Annotated in this window: 13 protein-coding genes; 3 read left to right on the top strand and 10 right to left on the bottom strand. The window is 44.6% G+C overall.

Translation table 11 applies throughout. The features are described from left to right. Window positions 1-112 precede the first annotated feature (112 nt). Window positions 113-757, top strand: a complete 645-nt coding sequence (locus WH37_RS27520; RefSeq protein WP_231594388.1) for a class D sortase — start codon at window positions 113-115, stop codon at window positions 755-757. A 92-nt stretch (window positions 758-849) separates the two neighbouring features. Here the strand turns inward: WH37_RS27520 and WH37_RS27515 are convergent, their stop codons facing one another. The 7 genes from WH37_RS27515 to WH37_RS27485 form a co-directional block, all read right to left on the bottom strand. Further along, window positions 850-1608, bottom strand: a complete 759-nt coding sequence (locus WH37_RS27515) for a GGDEF domain-containing protein (RefSeq protein WP_052737255.1) — start codon at window positions 1606-1608, stop codon at window positions 850-852. Between the two features lie 74 nt (window positions 1609-1682). Further along, the gene (locus tag WH37_RS27510; RefSeq protein WP_231594387.1) at window positions 1683-4655 is read right to left on the bottom strand and encodes a hybrid sensor histidine kinase/response regulator; all 2973 of its coding nucleotides are present in this window, start codon (window positions 4653-4655) and stop codon (window positions 1683-1685) included. 211 nt (window positions 4656-4866) lie between these two features. Next, window positions 4867-5751: an STM4011 family radical SAM protein gene (locus WH37_RS27505; RefSeq protein ID WP_046233857.1), complete on the bottom strand. Its 885-nt coding sequence runs from the start codon at window positions 5749-5751 to the stop codon at window positions 4867-4869. After that, window positions 5748-7106, bottom strand: coding sequence for an STM4012 family radical SAM protein (locus WH37_RS27500; RefSeq protein ID WP_231594390.1), 1359 nt, complete (start codon window positions 7104-7106; stop codon window positions 5748-5750). The genes WH37_RS27505 and WH37_RS27500 overlap by 4 nt, the downstream gene beginning before the upstream one ends. Window positions 7107-7132: 26 nt before the next feature. Continuing rightward, on the bottom strand, window positions 7133-7918 hold the full coding sequence (locus tag WH37_RS27495; protein WP_046233855.1) for an STM4013/SEN3800 family hydrolase: 786 nt from the start codon (window positions 7916-7918) through the stop codon (window positions 7133-7135). A 26-nt stretch (window positions 7919-7944) separates the two neighbouring features. Next, on the bottom strand, window positions 7945-9123 hold the full coding sequence (locus WH37_RS27490; RefSeq protein WP_231594386.1) for an STM4014 family protein: 1179 nt from the start codon (window positions 9121-9123) through the stop codon (window positions 7945-7947). A 29-nt stretch (window positions 9124-9152) separates the two neighbouring features. Next, complete coding sequence (locus WH37_RS27485; RefSeq protein ID WP_046233853.1) at window positions 9153-9995, bottom strand: STM4015 family protein; 843 nt, start codon at window positions 9993-9995, stop codon at window positions 9153-9155. Between the two features lie 522 nt (window positions 9996-10517). Between WH37_RS27485 and WH37_RS27480 the strand changes: the two genes are divergently transcribed. Both WH37_RS27480 and WH37_RS27475 read left to right on the top strand, forming a co-directional pair. Then, on the top strand, window positions 10518-10937 hold the full coding sequence (locus tag WH37_RS27480; protein ID WP_046233852.1) for a hypothetical protein: 420 nt from the start codon (window positions 10518-10520) through the stop codon (window positions 10935-10937). 47 nt (window positions 10938-10984) lie between these two features. After that, window positions 10985-15922: a DUF4132 domain-containing protein gene (locus WH37_RS27475; RefSeq protein WP_046233851.1), complete on the top strand. Its 4938-nt coding sequence runs from the start codon at window positions 10985-10987 to the stop codon at window positions 15920-15922. A gap of 103 nt (window positions 15923-16025) precedes the next feature. On the opposite strand, the gene WH37_RS27470 is transcribed toward WH37_RS27475, so the two are convergent. The 3 genes from WH37_RS27470 to WH37_RS27460 all read right to left on the bottom strand — a co-directional run bounded on the left by WH37_RS27470 (window position 16026) and on the right by WH37_RS27460 (window position 19598). Then, window positions 16026-17342 (bottom strand): DUF5050 domain-containing protein, encoded by a 1317-nt coding sequence (locus WH37_RS27470; RefSeq protein WP_046233850.1) that lies wholly within the window; start codon window positions 17340-17342, stop codon window positions 16026-16028. Between the two features lie 181 nt (window positions 17343-17523). Then, window positions 17524-18486 (bottom strand): alpha/beta hydrolase, encoded by a 963-nt coding sequence (locus WH37_RS27465; RefSeq protein WP_046233849.1) that lies wholly within the window; start codon window positions 18484-18486, stop codon window positions 17524-17526. Between the two features lie 176 nt (window positions 18487-18662). Next, window positions 18663-19598, bottom strand: a complete 936-nt coding sequence (locus WH37_RS27460; protein ID WP_046233848.1) for a DMT family transporter — start codon at window positions 19596-19598, stop codon at window positions 18663-18665. Window positions 19599-19686 lie beyond the last annotated feature (88 nt).

Genomic DNA, 19686 nt, shown 5'->3' with positions numbered 1-19686 from the left:
TTTTTGAAATAGAAGCGTGTTGCCTGTAGAGAAACTGTAGAGCTAGGCTCGGCATAATAGAGAAGCCTAATCATTTTAACCAAGAAACATATAGGCAGAGGGAGTTGAGAAATTGCGTAAAATCGCAATGATATTGGTCGCAGTCGGAGTACTGCTGCTCATTTATCCGCAGTGGAATGAATGGATGGCTGATCGGGAGCAAGAGAAGCTGTTAAAAGAAGCGCTCCTGCTCATGGATACGCCTGAGCCTGTAAATACTGGGGCTGCACAAAGCTATGCGCAGCTAAATGATATGTTAAATGAAGGAGAAGAAAGCGAGGATGAGGCAGCTTCTCTATTAAACGATTTTCAAAATGGCAAGCCCATTGCAACGATTAAGATAGAACGTATAGATGTCTTATTACCGATTCTAGATGGCGCTACTAAGGCGAATATGAAGCATGCAGCCGTACATATGCGAGAGACTGCTATTTTTGGGGAGGAGGGCAATGCGGCTGTTGCAGCGCATCGAGCCCATACAACGGGAAGGTTATTTAATCGTCTGAACGAAGTAGAAATTGGCGATGAAATTGTCGTGCAGACCAGTACTGCCAAATATATTTACAAAGTGTACGAGACACTAATTGTGGAGCCAACCGAATTATCAGTATTAGATAGTGTTCCAGGCGACAAACTGCTTACACTCATTACCTGTGATCCGCTCATCAATCCGACTCACAGGCTAATTGTACACGCCCGTCAAATGGAGATGCTATAGAGGTACGCAATTGCTAATAGGAACGAAAAAAGCAAGGAGTACCTCACGATCCACTAAACAAGAGGATGAGTAGAACTCCTTGCTTTTTGGCTTTATGACTTAGCTTGATTAATATTGCCGTATTTTTCTTTCGGGAGCTTGCTTCTGCCTTCCCGGAATACAAAAAATCCGTTTTTACCTTGTTTTTTGGCTACGTACATGGCAGCATCCGCTTCTTTCACAAGCATATCATGCTCAGCGTTGCGGGCTGTGCACATCCGAATACCGATACTAACGGTAATTAATACGTGATAACCTTCGACCGCATAGGGCTTCGTCAGTTTATCTAAAATTTGCGTGGCAGCCCGTTTCGCCATAATAGGATCGCAGTTTTTGAGAATCATCACGAACTCATCGCCGCCAAGCCGGAATAGCTCACGTTGTTTTTTAGACTCCACCTGTTGTAAGCGAACGCTGACCTCCCGAAGCAGTGCATCTCCAACATGATGACCGAAACGATCGTTTATTTCTTTAAAGTGATCCAGATCGAGATAGAGAATGGCCATACTTTTTTTGCTGCGATATGTTTTCCAGAATTGCTCAAGCCCATGGCGATTATAAAGATCCGTTATACCATCTCTAAAGGCAAGCTTCTTCAATACTGCTCTCTCAACAAGCATGGCACGCATTATTATGATAAGAACGGTAATGATGATGACCATAAAGGTATTGAAGAAGAAAGGAAGGTTTTGATTAGAGAAGAATGGCTCGGGGAGTCTGAACAGTTGCGTGAAAAACAGCAGCAGCATTCCCGTTATTGCGGCAATCATAATGGAGGTCGGGAGAATCTTAACCCATTTTTTTAAGCGCATGTTTTATCACCATATTTATTTTTTTTGTTCCCCAATATTATACACGGAACTTCTATACAATTTCTATACTTGTTTTATATCTCATTTAAATTTGCTTCATCAGTTGAGGATTTTGGGACGGAAAAGCTTACAACCGTACCTTGTTTTACCGTGCTTTCGATGCGTAATCCCTTGCCGTACAGCTGTTTCAAGCGACGGTCAGTATTGCGCAGGCCAATCCCTCCATGGTTTTGCTCCAGCACGCTTCTAACCTGTTCCTCCTCCATACCGACCCCGTTATCTATAATCGCAATTTCAGTATAATCGTCGTATCCTTTCAGGCGAATACGCACGGTGCCCCCACTTGAACGTGCCAGCACCCCGTGACGCACGGCATTTTCTACAAGCGGCTGAATGGAAAGCGGCGGAATACGAAGCCGCGGCAAGTCATCAAGCTCCCACTCAATTTGCAGGCGATTGCCGAAGCGTTCTTTCTCAATGAATAGATAGGAATGAAGCAAGTCGAGCTCATGCTGAAGCGGAACTACGCGCTCTGAATTTTTCATATCAAAGCTTGCCCGCAAATATTTCCCGAATTCCTCCAGCAATTGCACCATTCTCGATTGATCAATCACACTTAAGGAGGCGATGGAATTTAACGTATTAAATAGAAAATGAGGTTGGATCTGCGCTTGAAGCCAAGCAGCCTCAATGCGCAGCCGCTCATTTACCGTTTGTTTGAGGTCAGTTAAAGCTTGTACGCGAGACTTGAGCTCCATCGCATCGACAGGCTTGGTAACATAATCATTTGCCCCTGCCATAAAGCCTGCGTTAACATCCTCGGGACGGCTGCGGGCAGTCAGCAATAAAATAGGAAGCTCAGAAATGCTGAAGCGTTTGCGAATGGTTTGGGTCAACTCATAGCCCGACATTTGCGGCATCATGACATCGGCGATAACTAAATCCCATTCCTTCGTTTCAAGCTGCTTGAGTGCTTTTTTGCCGCTCGTGACGGTTGTTACTTCATAGAACTCTGAATCCAGCAAGTTAAATAATATTTTTAAGTTAACAGGATCATCATCTACGGCAAGCACAAAAGCTTTATTTTGTTCCGTATCTGAAGCCGCTTCTCTCTGATCAAGGCGCAGTAATTGAGAATGTGCGGCAATGACGGATTCTGCAGACACGGCTGCTTCAGCTTCGCTTGGCAGCATAAATTCCGGTTCGGCAGCTGCATGGGGGTCAAGGAGCATAGTGAAGGTGAAAGTAGAACCTTTACCCGGAACCGACTGTACCGTTAGCTTGCCCCCATGAAGCTCGACTAACTGCCTGCAAATGCTGAGTCCGAGCCCAAAGCCGCCGCTCATAGCCGTCATGCTAGAATCTCCCTGCTCGTAAGCATAAAAAATAGTACGCTGTACGTCTGCATCTATGCCGACCCCGGAATCCTGTATGTGGATATAGGCTTTATCGCCAATAGCTTCTGCATGGACACTAACGATTCCCTCGTTCGTAAATTTAACAGCATTATGGATGAGATTAAATAAAATCTGAATCAGCCTGTTTTCGTCCGCAATTATATTAGGAAATGAACGGGGAATATTCATTTCAAGCTGAACGGGCTTGTCTTCAGTTAAATAACGCAGCATATCGAATACGCCGGAAATGATGTTTTGCAGCCGGACGCTTTCCTTATTCAAATGAATATCCCGATCCTTCAGACGCGTGACATCGAGCAAATCATTAAGCAGCAGCGACATGCGGCGTCCTACGGTAATGAGTAGCATTAAATTATTTTTGCTTGCTTCATTAATGGAATGGGTAGTATTAGCCAGTACGGTCTGCGCCATATTAATCATGCCATGCAGCGGGTTTCTCAGCTCGTGGGAAGTATTAGCGAGAAACTCATCTTTCGCTTTATCGGCTTTTTGCAGCTTAAAAGCAAGCTGCTCCAAATTGATTCTAGTTTGCAGAAATTGTTTGAACCAGAAGGAAGCAAAGCAGATAAACGCAAAAATTAAATCAAATGGATAATAAGGCAAATCCCAATCCGCTCTTAATTTGAGGGTAGCCCAAATAATACTGGAAACGACGCTTATAGCAGCAAAAAGGAGGAAAACCATGTTGTCCTCACCCTTAAGTGCTAGGCGCAAGATCATAATCAATATAATTAGAGGCGGAAGTGAGATCGCCATAATCCTAAGGGGGGACAAGGAAATAACTTGTTCATACGGCAGCAACAAAGTGACGATCGCGTAAAGAGCACATAGCAATAAATACACGCGTATGGCTCTATCCTTCCGATATATAGGAAAAAAATTGGCGGAGAATGCTAACAGCATTGTAGATGCTCCAATCAAAGAAAGCCTTAATAATTTTATATTCCAGTGCAAGGAGATGGGAAGCCAGGCAACCAATAATTTATTATCATCTACGAGAGTACCTAGCAACATACAGAAAATAACGATGGCCAAATAAACAATCTCTTTCTTCCGAACGCCAAGCAAAGGAAGAAGGCCGACATAAATAAGATGAAGTATATAGATGATGGCAACCATAAGCTGCATAGCAATTAACAAATAGTCTTCACGCTGAACGGCGGCTAACGTCCCGAATTTAATTGGCTTAGTAATACCGCCCCCGTTAGGGAAATCATAATTGGAAACGTGAAGCACAATATTCATTTCATTTGTACCCGCAATAGAAGCAATGAGAGGATACATCTTTCCCTCATGCTCTTGTGGATTTGCTGATGGCTGGCCGAGCTTGGATACAGAACGGCCGTTAACGAAGAGTTCATAGCCGCTTGATACAACCATCATCTCCATCCCGTACTGCTGGGTGTCATTGTCAGGAAGCAGAAGCCGAAGACGATAGGTACCGAACCCAATGCCCGTACCATCCGAAGCATTATTTAAATAGTCTCCCCACGCAGCAGGGACAGTCGCCCAGCTTTTGTTAGTAGGCGTGGAATTGAAATAATCGGGAGAGAGAAATTCATTTGGATAAAATTCCCACCGTCCATTGAGCCTAATCGTTTCTTCATCAGTAAAATGCCAACTGCGCAAGTCAAGTACACCCTGTTTTGCGACAGGATGGAGAGGAGGCTGAAATGAAGCGTTCCAGACAAGATGCAAGCCTGATAAAAAGCTTATAAATAGAAAGCTATAAATGAAAAGTCTGAATTTGGGTGTGTTTTTTAGTATCATATTATTTACAATTCGACAGAAATAGACAAGTTCCTTTTCAAGAAAAGTATAGTAACAACAGAAACCTGCATTATGAAGTGCTTACTTTTTCTTTATGCTGAAAATGTGCCGGAATTCGCTCCAGCAGACTATCTTCATAGATGCTTCCCAGCTCCAGCTTTGGCATATGGATATAGCCGATATAGCATCCGCATTTCTTCATGCCGCAAGGCCGTTCTGCGGATAAGCCTTCCAGTCCGTCCCGATAGAGCTGTCCGATGATACGCCGATCTTTGTAGCAATGTTTGACGACACCGCTTCCTTGAACATAAAACACTGAGGAGCCAGCGGAGCAGCGCTGTCCGAAGCTATCATAGTCTCTCGTATTCCATAGAAAATAAGGATCAACGGCTTCAAGCCGGGCAATTTCCGCTTCTGTGTAATAATTAGGCTTATCTTTAAAAGCATTCACCCAAACGTATACATCCTCTGGTAGGCTGCTGCGAAGCGCTTCAATTTGCTCGAAAGCACTTCGCAGCCCTACAGTTCCAACGCTAAAATTAAGCCCTTGTTGGTGCAACTGCATGCACTGTGACAGCATTTGGCTGAGGGTCGTCTGACCAGGGTGGTAAGTAACCCAAAAAGCAGCTTTCTCCGAATTTAGCCGGCTTGTCCAATCTAACTTCGTAGAAAGATTCGTCTGGACGGCTACCTTGGAAATATGGGGCATATGTGACAGCTCGATCATAGCCTCGCGATACCAGCGATGGATAAGGGCTTCGCCATACGGGTTGAAAAAAATAGACAATTCATGGCCGGCGCGTCCTTGCTCCCGAACCCAATTCATGAACGTATGCAATTGCTCCTCGTCTTTGCGAAGCGTAGCGGCACTGTCTTTGTTTTTGCTAAATGGGCAATAGGGACAATCATAGTTGCAGGAGGAGAGCGATCCCCGATAATACAGCACGGCTTTCATGACAGCTCGTACCCTTCCATTAATTCTCTAATATCACCGGAAATAAATTCATCACCGATTGCATCGGAATAAGCCATGCCAAGCTCCGTTAGACGAAGGGTTTGCCCGGCATCCATCATTTGAGCAAAGCCGAGTTGAATAAGCTCAGCCAGTTCGGAGTGATCGGCAAGCGCTTCACTGCCAAAACGTTCTGAATAGCTTGCAAGTGACAGGCCTTCGGCATGCAGCAGAGCTTTTAAAACAAACCGCCGCTTCTGTTCAGCGACATTTAATTTAAATCCGTAATTTGCGGATTGGAAATTTTCTGTGGCAACATAATCGGCAATGATGCTTCTTGTAGCCGCTGCGCTTACCCCATAACGGGAAGCATAATGTACTTCACGGGTATACGAGCGCGCACCGCAACCGAGCCCTGCCATGCCTTCCTCCTGACAGCTAAACGGTAAAATGTTTTTATGCGTAAACGTTATTTCTTTAGCAAAACGCCGCATGGAAAATTGCTTATAGCCTGCCGCCTTAAGGCGGTCGCATGCAATATGGTATAGTTCCAGCCGTGCATCGGTACCTTGGCGCTGAATTTGGTCTGGCTTCAAAATGGTATGTTCTCGCGTATACAGCGGATAAATGAAAATTTCACCCGGAGAGAAGCTTATTGCTTTCTCCAGTGAATAAATCCATGAATCGGTTGTTTGTCCTGGCAAACCATAGATCAGATCAATGTTCAGCAATGGAAAATCAAAAGCCTGCAGCATCGTAATAGCTTGTTCAGCAAGCTTAGGCTTTTGTGGGCGATAAATCGCCGAAGCTTCTTCATCGATAAAGCTTTGCACACCAATACTAACCCGGTCGGTCCGGCGGTCTTTCAAAATTTGCAGCCGTTCTTCACTTACCGTATCAGGAGAGGTCTCCACGGAAATAGATGCTTGGGATGTATTCAGTCCCATAATGTCTTCGGCAATAGTGAACAGTCGATTTAACTGGGAAGCCTCAAGCAACGTAGGCGTGCCGCCGCCAATGGCGAAGCGGGAAAAGGGCTTTCCTGTAATAATGGGAGCCCACTGCAAAGCCTGGCGTTCAAGTGCATCTACATATTGCTCATGCACATGGGTACGGCGATCAGGCAGTGTAAACAAATTGCAAAATCCGCAGCGTACACCACAAAAAGGGATATGCATATATAAGAAATAATAATCAGCAGCTTCGTCCTTCCAGAGTTCCTCAAGCGGCAGCGCTGGAGTTAGTGGTCGATAAGCGGTTTTATGCGGGTAAGAATAAAGATAGGAGCGGTAAGGGGAGGCGAACCAGCGCTTGCCCCATTCCGGCAAATCCGCTGGTCTAGTTAATGATGTTGGCATGGACATCCGGCATCTCTCCTCTTTCATTATAAAATAAATTCACGGTACGGGACGTTCCATACGACCTCATGCGCCAGTCGATGTCCGTCAAAGCCGTCTTCGCCATAGGCAGTTCCATGATCGGAGAAGGCGAGGCAAAGGGTTTTGCCGCGGCTTCGCAGCGCATCGAACAATGTGCCAAGCTGGCTGTCTACGTATCTGAGTGCTGCACGCTGCGACTCAATCGAGTCTTTTCGTGATCCGCCAGGAAGAAAATAATGATTCGGCCCATGAATAGCCGAGACGTTCAGGAACAGAAACAATCTTTCATTGGGATCAGCCTGCTTTAGCAGCTTTAGAGCATGATTGACCTGATGTTCAGTCGAACGAGGATTGGTTACCCCAAAATTCATACGCCAGTAGCTTTCCTGAAAATATCCAGGAAGTACTTTTGCCAGCTTGTTTTTTTTAGTGAAAAAGATGACACCTCCAATACATATCGTTCGGTATCCTTCTTCTGCTAGGCCGCTTACAAGATCAGGTGCATCAAACTGCCACGTGTGGGGATGTGTTTTTAAGCCAGTATTTTTGGTGTGGAATAATCGCATATGCGATGCTTTATCCGTATTGGCAGGTGTAGGGAGAAAGCCTCCAAAAAAGGCGTGGTGTGCAGCATACGTGAAGCTACCAGGTGTATGCCGTTTCTCCCATGGTCCGTCTGCGCATAAGTTGCGGCAGTTGGATTCTTCGAGCTTGGCTACATCATAACGCAGTGTATCAAGCGTAATCATGACAATATCATGGGAGCCCACGATTTGGTTCATATCAATCATCCTGAGCATCCTCTCTTCGTAGGCTTTTATTGCTGCAAAAGGGACATTTGCCATTCGTAAGTATTCATTCCCTTATGCTCGGCATGATACAGTAAATCGCCGAAGGGATTAACATCACATATGTAGGTTAGGCCCCGTTTTTTTTGTACAAGCACATCAATTCCAGCAACCGTCGAACCATTAAAAGCGGCAAGTGCGGAAACAGCGGTATGTTCTACCTGCTCTTTCAAAATAGCTGACAGCATGCCGTCCGTTATTAAACGACGCTCATTGCGCAAATGCAAATTCGTAATTGGTGTGCGGCTTAGCCTTGCTAAGGCATGACAAGGGGAGCCGTTAACGACAAGCTGCCTAATATCGTAGCTGCTTCCATCGATACTGTCCTTTTCAATCCAACGCTCAATTTGAGCACCCTCACGGCATAGCCAGTCGATGATTAAACGGATCGTTGCATGATCGGTATAACGCTGCAATTTACCCGAATTGTAATAAAGCTGTTCATCGTTATGTTGCTCTACACCAATCGTTGTAATCGCAATTTCTGAGCCGGTTACAGGATGCCGCTGATAAGCGATAATGCCTGAGGCTCCGGAGCCATAAGCAAGCTTAATGAATAAGCGGTTCATGCGGCTTGATTGAACAGCGGCCAGAAGCGATTCATAATCTCGGATAGAGCCAGCAGGAGCCGGCATAGCAGGTGTGGGAACACCATTTTGTGAAAGCAGCTGCTGACAGCGTCGCTTGTCGAACATAACGGCAACATCCGCCGGATCGTTGACCCAGCGGATAGGAGAATCACTTTGCTGCGCAGCTTCACGAAGCTCGGCGAGCAGGCGGCAATAGCCACGGTACCATTGCCCTGGATAAAGGATGCGCCCATATTCTTCAGGCAGCCGTAATGCTTTGGCCGCAGTAACGGATAAACCGCTGGTTAAATCTTTTCTGCTGCCTTCAAATTCTGCTCCCCAAGCAATTAATTCACGCTCCACAAGCGGATTTTCTCCGGGAGCTTCCAGCCGGATAATAATGGGCTTTCCTTCAAGGGGCTGTGAGTTTGTTGCCGCCTGCCGAATCGATTCACCTAAATGGATAGAACGATTCAGCAGATCCGAATAAGGAAGAACGATGGCGGGGGGGAGCCCAAGCTTCTGCCTGGCAGCTTGTAGGCCAAGCGTACGTTTGTTGCCCGGGTTCCCAATTAACAAATAGGGCTGTACTGAAGCTGTAGCGGCCATTATTCCGTAATATAGGGATAGCGCCAGTCATCCTCATCAGCATCTTGCCCATCGCTAAGGTCAACAGAAAGACCAGTCGCTTTCCAGCGTTCGACCATTTTATCGCTCATATAGTGGTAATTAAGATCCAAATGTTTAAGCTTCTTCACCCGCTCGCTCGTTATGAGGGCTTCTGCACCCACGTCGGTTAGAGTACCGTAAGACAAATCAAGCGTGTCCAATTGGTCGACAATTGGTGAGTCAGCAATCGCAATTGCAATCTCATCCTGCAGCTCGCTATTTTTTAAGCCCAAATAGGTGAGTTTTGGAAATAGATTAGGTTTTGCGACTGCCAGAACTTCTTCCAGCGATGCATCAAACCCATAATCATCTACACCAAGATACAGCTCGAGTCTGCGAAGCTCAGGAAGCTGGGAGCCTGCAATTTGTTCGATTACACTTTTTGGCAATCCTCCGCAAATAATTTTCAGCTCTTGAAGCGCTGCATGCTGCAGGGGCTCAAAGCTTAAATTGGTGCTTCCTTTAACAGTAAGGGAACGAAGATTAGGGTATGCTTCAAGCAGTGGAGCGATGTTCGTCTGATTAATCCAGGATACTTCACATTCCTCCGAGTCCATATCTCCAAGAAAGAGGCTGCTCAGCCCTGTGAAAATATGCTTGTGTTTAACGAGTGATTCGATGGCATCATCAGGTCCGTTCTCATAGGCTTGTCCCCAATCACCAATCGTAAGCACGGAAATGTTAGCTGCGTTCGGTTTTTCAGTGAGCTGGTCAATAAGCTGGGAAATGCGAACACCATTTTCATATTCATCGTAATCAACGGATAAGCGAATCTCAATCATTCATATCCCTCCAAAAGTTTCCATGTCAAATTTAAAATAACATGCTCTGCTCAGCGACGTCAATCCAGCTGTCTTCCCGAAAATGATTAATAAACAATGAAGCATGAAAGCAAAGTTTCCAATAGAGGGTTATACCCATACTAATGAATGCTCAAACATTCTTATTCATGAATTTTCAACTCTGAATCATCAAAAGTGGAAGGAAGACGTTGGAATTTCATTGACTAAGAACATGTGTTCCTGTATTATGAATTATAGAACCTATGTTCTCTTTTGGCAAGCCGTAAATATTTAGGAGCAATTAAACATACATGAAGACGGAATAATAAAAGTTTATACATCGCGATATTCATTTGCGATAGGTGTAAATAGTCTATATCACGTATTTTTAAGTGTAAAAGGGCCTGGCTGTTTAGAGAAAGTTTCATTATTTCCTCCTAAAGGCATGAAGGGCGCCCTTTCCTTAATATGGTACTATTATGGTAGTCAGGGGACATTATAAGTATCCGGAGGTAGTCGATCATGATTGTGTACATAACGGTGAAGAGCCTGGGAAAGAAGAAAAGCTATTTAAATCGTCTCGAGTGGACACTTACAAATAAACCGGATACGTTGAAAGCACTAATTACGGATCTGGTTACTGTAAATGTTCAGAAATTCAATCAGAAGGAGACGGATGTTCCGCTTGTGCCCTATTTGACGCAAAGTGATGTGGAACTGCAAGCCGAGACGGGCAAGGTCGGTTTCGGCTCTATATATAATGAGCAAAGGGCGAGTATAGATGAAGCGCTTTGCACCGCAATGCTGGCGTTTGAAGATGGACTATATAAGGTATTTATTAATGGCGATGAAATCGAACAATTGGATAGTCCTTTACATATGCAGGATGGCGACGAACTCGCATTGATTCGTTTTACTATGCTGGCAGGTAAAATGTGGTAGGCGAATTAGTTCATATATTATTTTAATAAACAGGAGGCTGTTACAATATGGAGTTGGAAGCGGATAAGGAATATTTTCAGAAGATGCTGGATAAAGCGGGTACCCTGGATAAGGATGAGTCTTATCGCCAGCTTGGCATTCTAGTGATCGAATCTGCTAGACAGAGATATATGGATAGTGACGCGAAGAAAGAATTGAAGCAATGGTTGAAGCAAATGGCAGCAGATGATAGCAGCAAATGGTTCGATCCTCTTGTTAGTATTATGGACAAGCTGTTTGACGACCCTTATGCAGCCGTGTTCCGATATATTGTTAACCATTGCGTGGAGTATCCACACAGTAATGGTTATTTGCGCCGTCCATTCCGTACGTCAAATTTAGAAGTACATACAGAAAGAGTGATGGAGAAATGTATCTCCCTCTTGTATATGCAGGCGGCGAAATTCAATGTGAAAGATTATTTATCGAAAGTTGATCATTCTTCTCTATCAGATTACAACCACCTAATGCTTGCCGCGGCGGATATGATTGCTTATGAGCTTGACAGAGAAAACGAAGAAACGTTTGAGGATTTGAAAGAAATTATATACGGTGACAACAACACTGCACTGCTTTCCCGTCATATGATTTCCGGTATATTTTTGAGCCATAGTGAACGGGCTTATCAAATGATGGGAGAGCTTCTTGTTGCCGCCCGTCTGCAAGAAGGCCTCAGACAAAGTATCGTCGAGCAAATGGACTCGGGCACGATTGAGGCCATGATATTTATGCTGAAAATTGTGGAGGACAATAATTTAATCCGGTTTAGCTCGGTTATTCGTGCGCTGGATGTGTGGACAGGCCTGAATTTGGAGGCCGCGAATGCCCGAGTTGCGAAGCAGTGCCTCAGCTATGTGGTGCAGTCCCTCAGTAATAAGGATCTATGTGAGCAGTGGCTGGAAAGCAACAATGTCAATGAGGTATTTATGGCTTTGTGGACGACAGCTGTGCATGAGGAAAATGATTTGTATGAAAAGATCGCTTATGTAATGGGAAGTCAAGATACGTATCGTAAAGTGGTTGCTCAATATGTTCTTGCACAGAGCACCAATACGGCAATGCGTTTTGCCATTACTAGAAATTGGCTTGATGAGACAGATTCTGAGCTGCAATATTGGATTCTTGATAACTACGCCTATGGTTACAGCTATGTATGGCAGATGGACAGAGATAATACGTTGACTTATACAAGTACACCATTTCTTGAGGAGAAATCGGAGAGACAGAACCATTTTTCGAAATTTTCCACGATGCTTTCCGGAATGAATGAAAAGGAAATAACGAAAAACTCCCGTGTATTTGATTGGATGAGTTATACGCTCCGTGCCGATGAAATAGTAGGAAAGATGCTCTATCTTATTGCTTATGATATGGATAATGAAATGATTGCTGAAATGATAGCTATTAAAGATACATTGAGCCCTAGTATGCGGGGCGAGATGTTAAAGTATTTCCTTCCTGAGCCAGAAAATAAAGCACAGAGAGGCTTTTTGTTTGCAAGCCTTTCAGATAAAAGTACAAGCAATCGCGAAATCGCGATTCGTAAAGCTGCCAAGCTCCAAATGAATGAGGAGGAGCTGTCTTCCATATCCGCTCTGCTAAAGCTTAAGAAAGGAGCGCTTCGCCAAGGCGCCATTGAACTTCTGCTCAATCAGCCTGCTTCCAGTCTTAAGGCTGTAACAAAGGAGCTGCTGCAAAGTCGGGTGGAACTGCAGCGTCTGGCTGCGTTGGAATTGCTGACTGAGATGAAGGAAGACGAGCAGCATGCAAAGCTGTTTGCTGAGCTCCAGGATCAGGTAGAAGTCCTTACTGAGCCAACAGACAAGGAACGGCTATTACTAGCGAAGCTGAAGCAAGAGGCCACCTATTCTTTAGCAAATGGCTTCGGCTTGTACAACCTTCCTGAGAAAGTTGATCGGCTTGTACAAATAGAACCAATGCCGTTGTCAGCCTTGGAAGAAGTAAAGCAATATTTTACGTTGCCGGTGGACAAGATGCAGCATTTTCTACAAGGGTTATCGGAGCTTGTTCATGAATATCGGGAGCATGAATATGAGATTCAAGATTATTATGAGGCTAAACAGTCCGTGCTTCTTGGGACAAGGCTGTCAACAACTAGCTGGCGCTATGATCCCGAAGATAACACACCTGTATTGGAACGTTATCCCCTTGCTGAAGTATGGAGAAAATATTTGGATTCGAGCGGCTTTGGCCCGCTTGAGTTAATGCAGCTGGAATTTTATCGTCATGCGGAGTTCTTGCATCGCTGCTGCACGGGACAATTGAAAAGGTGGGAAATGTACGAATCCAACTTTCAGGCGCTGGAGTCTTGGGGCAAGGAGCTGATTGAAACCATCTATCCAATGGAGAAAGTGGTGGATATGCAAGCGATTTATAATAATTTGGATTATGGGAATCAGGTCAATGAAATTATTGACGCTTATATTTCAGATAGTGATAAGCAGGAGCGGTTCGACAAGTCGAATCATGCGCTGCGTTTAATTATTAAATGCTTCCCTCATGACAAAGAGGATGAAAATCAAGGTATTTTAAATGCATTGACGAATTTCTGGCGGCGCTGGCAAAGATCTGAATTGCATAGCGATGAATCATTCAAACCGTATTTTGAAGTTTATTACTGGCTATTTGCTTTGCAGGACTACAATGGTTATTTACTTGGAATCGAGGATTTTGCAAGGGCGTATAGCTTGGAAATACTGACCGAAAATGAACTTATTCGATTATTTATGTCCAGACCACGCAGCAATAACTATATCGGGGAAATGACTAGCCCCAAAAATCATGATTTAGACTCATACCCAGCAATCGCTGCTATTAAAAATCGGGTTGTCGAGCGAATCTTGGAAATTGAACTTAACCGCGGTGATCTTCCGACGGATGTCACGAAGCTCGCAACAAGCATTTCGCTTATTCAAGGGACTTCTTATTTCCTTCGTATTTTGACAGGGCTGGATAAAGAATCATTCGTTCGAGGCTACATTTATAGCTATGGCAAAGATACGACAAAGAAAGAATCTTTCAGCCAAATGCTTAAAGTATGCCATCCTGCTGCAGGGGAGAACGAGGAGACGCTGAAAGAGCTGCTCCAAGGTAGCAAAATTAGCGAGGTTAGACTGCTTGAAGCAGCGATGTATGCACCGCAGTGGGTTGATATAATAGCAAAATATTTGGGCTGGGATGGTCTGCGCAGTGCAGCCTGGTATTTCCACGCTCATATTAATGAGACCTTTTCGGGGGAAAAAGAAACGATTGTAGCACATTACTCTCCAATTTTACCGGAAGACTTCAACGATGGCGCATTCGATGTGAACTGGTTCCATTCGGCCTATGAAGAACTGGGTGAGACGCGGTTTGATCAACTCTATCAGTCCGCAAAATATATTTCGGCCGGTTCCAATCACAGACGCTCTCAATTATTTGCTGATGCGGTGCTGGGCAAGCTCAAGCTTGCAGATTTGAAAAAATCAGTAGCAGATAAACGCAATAAAGATCATTTGCTGTGTTATAGCCTAGTTCCATTGGAGCAAGACAAGCAGCGTGATGTACTGGAGCGTTATGAATTTATTCAGCAATTTCTTAAAGAAAGCAAAACATTTGGAGCCCAGCGTCGGGCTACAGAGTCAAAAACAAGCTCAATTGCATTGGATAACTTAGCCCGAAATGCAGGGTATAACGATGTTGTTCGTTTAACCTGGGATATGGAAGGACGGAAAATCGACGAGCTTCTGCATTACTTTGATCCTGTCGCTTTGGATGAGGATGTGACGGTACAGCTTATCATTGACGAAGAAGGAAAAGCAGAAATCCGTTTGCTCCGCAAAGACAAGGAGCTTAAGTCGGTTCCGGCCGCTTTTAAAAAGCATGAATATATGGAGACGCTTAAGCAAATTAAATCTGAGCTTTCCGATCAATACAAGCGGGCGCGCAAGGAGCTTGAACGCTCCATGGAAACGGGTAGTCTTTTCACTAAGGAAGAGATTAACAAGCTCGCGAAAAATCCGGTTATTGCGCCTTTAATTAGAACATTGGTATTTGGCGCAAATGGGAAGCTGGGTTATTTTGAAAACGGGGCGCTGCTTGGAGCAGATGAGGGATCGTATGAAGTGGCTGAAGGCGACGAGCTGTTTATTGCCCATCCTCTGCATTTGTTCAATAGCGGACAATGGAGTTTGTACCAGAAGGATATGTTTGACAGGCAGTTGAAGCAACCGTTCAAACAAGTATTCCGTGAATTGTACATGCCAAATGCTGATGAACTGGCTAGTGGTGCGATATCCCGCAGATATGACGGACACCAAGTACAGCCACGCAAAACCGTTAGCTTGCTGAAGAGCCGCTTATGGACGGTAAGCTATGAAGAAGGACTGCAGAAGGTTTATTACAAGGAAAATATCATTGCGAGCATTTATGCGCTTGCTGATTGGTTTTCTCCATCGGATGTCGAATGCCCGACTATAGAAACAGTCCGTTTCTTTGACCGTCATACGTATAAACCGATTGAGATTGAAAAGGTACCGCCGCTTGTTTTCTCTGAAGTGATGCGTGATGTGGATTTGGTCGTCAGTGTGGCGCATGTAGGAGGAGTAGATCCAGAGGCGAGTCTGACAACGATTGAAACTCGCCAAGCTATCGTTCGCGAATCGTTGCGACTGCTCAAAATTGACAATGTAAGATTGGAAGGCAATCATGCTTTGATTGCAGGCCAATTAGGTGAATACAGCGTTCATCTGGGCAGTGGAATAGTATATAAGCAGGCTTCTGGTGCAGTTGCTATTATTCCGGTTCATTCTCAGCATCGCGGCAAGCTGTTTCTGCCGTTTATAGATGAAGATCCAAAGACAGCAGAGATTTTATCCAAAATCGTTCTGCTTGCCCAAGATACGAAAATTAAAGATCCACAAATTCTTGAGCAGATTAAACGTTAAAAAATCAGATAATTTATAATAGAAAAAGAGGAGCAGATTTAAAAATTCTGCTCCTCTTTTTAATATAACGTCGATTCACTTATAAAAACTAAAAAACAGCAGCTTATTGTTTGGCAACAAGCAGAACGCGGCCGATCGATTGCTCGCTAAGCTTGGATGCCGTTTTACCATCGCTGCTTAGGTGGAACAACTGTCCGTAGCCAGCATCCTTGGAGTCGTCATTGATGTAGTAAATACCATCAACGCCTTCATTAAGCTCCATATAATCCCAGTTCAATCCAGGTATCTTTTGAACCGACAAATCCGATTTTAGCAAATAGCTGGCATTGTCGCCGAAAAAGATTGTAGAAGCGATTTTTCCGCCCGACATAATGTTGTATACGGAATGAAGCTTAGAAATGTTAAGATTTTTTTTGCTAATCACTTTATTGTTTTTTATCGTTGCAACATAACCTTTGTCCGCTGCATCAATAAAAGCCACTTTGTCTGTGCCTACATTGGCTAAATCATAGACGCCTGTGCTGTGCAGGGAGAAGGTTTTGCCGCTTGTGTTCAGAAGGTAGCCTTTACCAGTGTTATAGTTGAAATGCCCTTCGGAATCAAGGCGAATGTCCTTGTTGAATAAGTAATACGTATTCGTTGCCCAAATACCGGAATAAGCAGCATTTGCATCAATTGGAGCGTTTAAGTTAAGGGCCTTGGCTGCGCCGCCTTTTTTAGGAACGCTATAAAGTACAATGCAGTCAAGCGAATAAAATTGTTCTTCCGGCTTGGTGTTGACAATAATATTGACGGAATTAGCAGTTGTTTGGATATGATGATCCTGCTCGATGGCACCGGCTGCAATATGTTGCACTTGTCCTGCGCCTGTAACTGCTTTGGAGGCTACCCACGTGGAACGACCATTACGGACGGTGTTGTAGTAGATTTTTCCATCAATGATTTTGAATTCTTCAAAGTCTGTATCAGCTTTATCTGCGATTTGCTTTGCTTCTGACACAGCAGCAGCATTAGCAGAAACGGAATAGATTTTCCCAGCGCTTGTCATGTAGTAAAGCGTTCCATTCACAATGGAATAATGCAGCACATCGTTATAAAATACTTCATCTTCTGTTGCTGTGCCGTCGATTGGCAGGCGCATCAGCGTAGATGATCCGCTGTAGGACAAATAATACAAATATTTGCCGCCACGATTCAGAGCAGTACCGGGAAAGTCGAAATCCTCCATTATGAGAGCGGCACCAGTGCCATCTGTTTTAATACGGAACAGGTCTTTGTCAGACGTGTAATAAACATAACCGCTGGCCGTTACTGCTGCCTCGGCTTTCGGTGCCGTTACTGTGCCGAAGCTAGTAAACAGCAGGGTGAAAATAAAAAGCATGCAAACATTCTTTTTGGTGAAAAGGTGAAGCTTATTCATTACTTAATCTTCCTTTCTAGTGTTGTGGAATAGTATTTGCTGTAAACAACCCTCTTTTAGTGAAAAAAAGGAAGCCGCTTGAATACTTATCGGTTTATAAGGCGAAAAACATTATACTAATTATACAATTATTTATACAAATTTTATTGAATAAACATGGGAGAAGCCAGCGTGAGCTAAGTTACTTGGAGATTGTTGAGGCAAGATTAGCGAGGAATTGCAGGACAGCGGCGCTTAATTGTTCCAGCCCTGGCTGCTCAATCGGAAAATGTCCGGCTCCTTCCAGCAACACCAGCTTTTTCGGACAGGCCAATCTTTTATAAAAGCTTTCGCTAAAAGCATAAGGAGTCATAGGATCAACTTCTGGGTGAACAAGCAGCACCGGACAGGACGTAAAGTTTTCTGGCTGTACTTCAGGTGTCATGTTCAGAAAAGTTCTTAGCAATTTAAGAGGTATTCGGGTTGCTGCTGCACGGGGATCCTCCATAATAAGCTGGGCTAATTCAGCATTGTTGGCGATCAGATCCATGCGCGATACTTTGGAAACAGGCAGCCGAAATGAATCCAGCAAAATCGGGAATGCATCCATTAACCATTTGCCATACACCGCGACATATTTATTAGGGGCAAGCTGGAGGCGCATAGCAGCGTCACTAGTATCTACGAAGGTTGTAGCAATCAGGCCTTGCACATGCGGACTACGGGCAGCAACATGATAGGCGAGCATGCCGCCAATGCTGGCGCCAAGCAGGACGATAGGTTTGCCATCACGTTTATATTCGCTTTCAATTAGATCAACTAGAAGCTGAATCCATTCTTCATAACGGATTGGTTTGGAGGAAGGGCCTAATTTGCTGAGTCCATAGGGAGGAAGGTCCGGGGCAAGCATTTCATAGCCTTGCATTTGCAGCATTTTTCCATAAGGGGCGAATAAACGGCCGTTGCCTCCAGCGCCATGTACGAGTACAATTTTGAGCGGACTTTCGGCTGCTGGCAACCGGTCTAAATGAATCTCGCAACTATTCCATTGCCACCATTCCTCAATAGGCAAGTTATTTTCTTTCAACTGTATTTCTGCAGGGAAAAATCGCTGATAGCTTTCCCAGTAGCTGCTGTTATTATTGTAATTCCTGTGCTTGTTCATGGTTGATCGCTCCTATTCTGATATCTATTATGAATGGATGAATTAGTAAATAGCAATATAGGCTTATGACTAGATGTTACATACAGCACAACATCTAGAATAAAAGTCTGATTACGCAAATAAGCCGTAGGCTGCTCGCCCAAGGCTTATTTGCACGTCAATCGGATGCCATTTTTCTAGAGGGTCTGTTGCAGTACTTCCTTTTCCTTAGTAATACCGAGAACTTTGACCGGAGCCTTAACGGGAAACGCAGCGTCACCACGGCGCTTCCATTTTATTTCGGAGGAGACGACAGCAAGCAGCACGAACGCAGCTCCGACATAGCCCTGCGGCGGCAATATTTCATGAGCAAACCAAAAGCCTACCGCTGCCGCAAACACTGGCTCAAGGGAGAAAATCAGTCCCGTCCGCGTTGGTGTCGTGTATTTTTGGGCAATAGGCTGAATGATGAAGCCAAAGCCGCTGCATAAAAGGCTTAACGCAAGCACGGCAACCCAGCTGGCAGGCGTTTGCGGCAAAGTCGGTGTTTCGAATAGCAGCATGCCGAGTAAGCCAAAACCGCCCGCAAAGCCTAGCTGTAATATGCCTAGGTTCAGCGTGTTTGAAGCTTTCGCCGCCGAGTTCGTTAATATAATATAAAAGGCATAAAAAACAGCTGACAGCATGCAAAGGATATCCCCGCTACCGATGCTGAATGGCATTTTTAGCGTCAGCAGCGCAATGCCGGTAAGGGCGAGCAGGACACTGAGCCGCATGGATGGAGCAAGCTTCTGCTTCAACAGGATGACCGACAGCAGCGGGACGAAGATGACGGTCATGCTGACGAGGAAGCCGGCATTAGACGTCGTAGTCGTCTTAAGCCCAAACATGATGCAGGCAAAAACGGCGAATAGCAGGAAGCCGAGCATCGCACTATATTTGATCGTGCGCCAATCGACCTTGCGCAGCGATCTCCAGAAGAGAAGAGACGTCAGCAGAAAGGCGAGTCCGAAGCGCAGGGCAATCAAATTAAATGCAGCAATGGATTCAAGTCCTATTTTCATAAATAAATAAGAACAGCCCCAAAATACGGTTGCGAGGACGATGAGTAATTCGGCATTTCTAGGTTTCATTAGGTTTATCTTCTCCGACTTTAATAGAATAGGCTTATGGGCCGAAACCTAGTATACTGGGGTTTGACATATAAGTATAACGGGGATT

Origin of the sequence: Paenibacillus algorifonticola, from assembly GCF_000971975.1 — a bacterium.
Classification (GTDB): domain Bacteria; phylum Bacillota; class Bacilli; order Paenibacillales; family Paenibacillaceae; genus Pristimantibacillus; species Pristimantibacillus algorifonticola.
This window is presented reverse-complemented; position numbering and strand designations above follow the sequence as displayed.